This window comes from Streptomyces recifensis, from assembly GCF_002154615.1.
In the GTDB taxonomy this organism is placed as follows: domain Bacteria; phylum Actinomycetota; class Actinomycetes; order Streptomycetales; family Streptomycetaceae; genus Streptomyces; species Streptomyces griseoluteus.
The window spans coordinates 1-2,821 of record NZ_MUNH01000846.1; the positions used below are offsets into that span (position 1 = coordinate 1).

General features: G+C 72.7%; 4 protein-coding genes. 2 read left to right on the forward strand and 2 right to left on the reverse strand.

Translation table 11 applies throughout. The features are described from left to right. The coding region (locus tag CCN33_RS30265; RefSeq protein WP_107484029.1) for a LysE/ArgO family amino acid transporter at nt 1-427 on the forward strand (427 nt) is incomplete at its 5' end. Nucleotides 428-512: 85 nt separating this feature from the next. Then, nucleotides 513-1,817, forward strand: coding sequence for an MFS transporter (locus CCN33_RS30270; protein WP_167387987.1), 1,305 nt, complete (start codon nt 513-515; stop codon nt 1,815-1,817). An 8-nt stretch (nt 1,818-1,825) separates the two neighbouring features. Here the strand turns inward: CCN33_RS30270 and CCN33_RS30275 are convergent, their stop codons facing one another. Then, nucleotides 1,826-2,281, reverse strand: coding sequence for a cyclic nucleotide-binding domain-containing protein (locus tag CCN33_RS30275; protein ID WP_086696486.1), 456 nt, complete (start codon nt 2,279-2,281; stop codon nt 1,826-1,828). A 261-nt stretch (nt 2,282-2,542) separates the two neighbouring features. Then, entirely contained in the window at nt 2,543-2,800 is a 258-nt protein-coding gene (locus tag CCN33_RS30280; RefSeq protein ID WP_086696487.1) for a hypothetical protein, read from the reverse strand. Nucleotides 2,801-2,821: the final 21 nt, after the last annotated feature.

Genomic DNA, 2,821 nt, shown 5'->3' on the forward strand with positions numbered 1-2,821 from the left:
CGTGGTGGCCTGGCCGGACGCGGTGCGGGCGGTCGGCATCGTCGGCGGCGTCTTCCTGCTCTGCTACGGAGCCCTCGCCGCTCGGCGTGTCCTGCGCCCCGGCACCGGCGGGCTGAGCACGGACGGCGAGGCGGCCGGGTCGATCCGGCGCGCGGTGCTCACCTGCCTGGCGATGACCTGGCTCAACCCGCACGTCTACCTGGACACCGTCTTCCTGGTCGGCTCCCTGGCCGCCGACCGGGGCCCGCTGCGCTGGACCTTCGGGCTGGGCGCGGCGCTGGCCAGCCTGTGCTGGTTCGCCGCCCTCGGCCTCGGTGCCCGGCTGCTCGGCCGGGTGCTGGCCCGTCCCGCCGCCTGGCGGGTGCTGGACGGGCTGGTCGCCGTCACCATGCTGGGCCTCGGAGCGATGCTGCTGATCGGCACCTGAGGCGGCAAAGGGTTCGGCTTTCGCCGGGCGTTGCTGCGATAGTGAGGCTCGAAATCGAAAGATGTATCGAGCAACCAGGACCTCCGTGGACACGAGCGAGAGCAGCAGCACCACCGACGCGGGCACGACGGGGACGCCCGAAGGGGACCCGCCCGCACGCGGCTGGCGCCGCTGGGCGATGGACACCCGCCCGCTGCGCATACCGGCCTACCGGCGCCTGTGGTCGTCGACGATCGTCACCGCCGTCGGCAGCCAGCTCACCGCGGTCGCCGTACCCAAGCAGATCTACGACATCACCCAGTCCTCGGCCTGGGTCGGCTACGCCAGCCTCGCCGGGCTCGTGCCCATGGTGGTCTTCGCGCTGTGGGGCGGAGCCGTCGCGGACACCGTGGACCGGCGCAAGCTGCTGCTGGTCACCAACATCGGCATCGCGGTGACCTCGCTGCTGTTCTGGGCCCAGGCCGTCACCGGCCTCGACTCGGTGCCGGTGCTGATGGTCCTGCTCGCCGCCCAGCAGGCGTTCTTCGGCCTCAACCAGCCCGCCCGCAGCGCCTCGGTCGCCCGGCTGGTCCCGGCCGGGGAACTGCCCGCGGCCAACGCGCTCGGCACCACCGTCATGCAGACCGGGCTGGTCGCCGGCCCGCTGCTCGCCGGTGTGCTGATCCCGGTCATCGGACTGCCCGAGCTGTACCTCATCGACGCCGTCGCGCTGACCTTCACCGTGTGGGCGGTGTTCCGGCTGCCCGCCCTGCCCCCGCTCGGCGAGGCCACCGCCCGGCGTGCCGGGGTGCGGGAGATCGCGGCCGGGTTCCGGTACATCGCCGGGCGCAAGGTGCTGCTGCTGTCCTTCCTCGCCGACATCGTCGCCATGGTCTTCGGCATGCCCCGCGCCCTCTTCCCGCAGCTGGCCGCGCAGACCTACGGCGCCTGGGGCCCGGGGCTCGCGCTCGGGCTGCTCTTCGCCGCCATCCCGGTCGGCTCGGTGCTCGGCGGGCTGTTCTCCGGGGTGTTCTCGCGGGCCCGCAGGCACGGCCTCATGGTCATCGGCTCGGTGGTCGGCTGGGGGCTCGCCGTCGTCGGGTTCGGGCTGAGCGGCAACCTCTGGCTGGCCGTCGCCTTCCTCGCCGCCGGGGGCGTGGCCGACATGGTCTCCATGGTCTTCCGGGGCGCCATCCTGCTCTCCGCCGCGACCGACGAGATGCGCGGCCGGATGCAGGGCGTCTTCACCGTGGTCGTGGCCGGCGGCCCCCGCCTCGCCGACGTCCTGCACGGCACCGCCGGATCGCTGTTCGGCACCCGCGCAGCCGTCGCGGGCGGTGGGGCGCTGGTGGTCGTCGTCATGCTGGGGCTGGCCGCCGCCATGCCCGCGCTGCGCCGCTACCGGATCTGACCGGGACCCTACAGGGGGGTGATCCGCCGGATCGCGTACTGGTCCATCAGCTTGCCGCGGGTCGTCTCCAGCCGGTGGGCCAGGATCTCGGCCACCGTGCGCACCAGCGACAGCCCGAGCAGCGGGTCCTCCACGCACAGCGCGAGAACGGAGGGCCCGTCGAACTCGTAGGCGCGGACGTTGCTGAACGCCACCGCTCCGAAGTCCCACTCGTACGGCGGGAAGAGCCAGGACCAGCCGAGCAGGTCACCGGCGCCCAGCGTGGCCACGGTGATGTACTGCCGGGAGGTCACCTGCTGGTCCAGTGAGACCGCGCCCGAGCGGATCACCCAGAACCGGTCCGCGACGCCGCCCGCCTCGAACACGCGGGTGTCCTCCGGGAAGGAGACCTCCTTGGCCAGTTCCATCAGCCGTTCCCGCTGGGCCTGTGGCAGGGCGGTGGGCAGTTTGATCGCTTTGGTCATACGCGGGGCTCCTCACCGGCGGCCGTTCGGGTGGTTCCCTTTAGCCCATTGGAGCCGCTGCCGCCGCGCGGGGCACCTCGAAGGGACGGCCGCGCGCGGGCGCGCCGTGCCGAGGGCAGGAAAAAGCCCTGGCTGGACGGGGGAAACCAGCCAGGGCAGTCGATGCGGAAGCGCGCGGAACACACGGGTACCGGTCCGGGTCGCGCCCCGATATGGATGAACGATAAACCACAGGGCGTCCGACCGGTATGGATACCGGCATCACGTGACGTGCCTCACTCCCGCCGCTCCCGTCCCCTCGGAGTCCACCGGCCGGCTGCCCGGCGCGATGATCTCCGTCAGCACTCCGGCCACCACCTGGTACGTCAGCGCGCGTTCGGTCGCCTCCCGCGCCCGGTCCGGATCGGTGGCCGTCAGGCTCTGCGCCCGCTCCAGCCACACCCGCTCCTCCTCGGCGGCCAGATCCCGGCTCCGCCGGATGCGCCGCAACAGTTCGTCCGCGTCCACGACATCGCTCATGCCGGGCTCCTACCCGCTACG

Bases quoted from the DNA above. Each gene is read 5' to 3' on its own strand.
- CCN33_RS30275 (WP_086696486.1), bottom strand. From the start codon at position 2,281: ATGACCAAAGCGATCAAACTGCCCACCGCCCTGCCACAGGCCCAGCGG.
- CCN33_RS30280 (WP_086696487.1), bottom strand. From the start codon at position 2,800: ATGAGCGATGTCGTGGACGCGGACGAACTGTTGCGGCGCATCCGGCGG.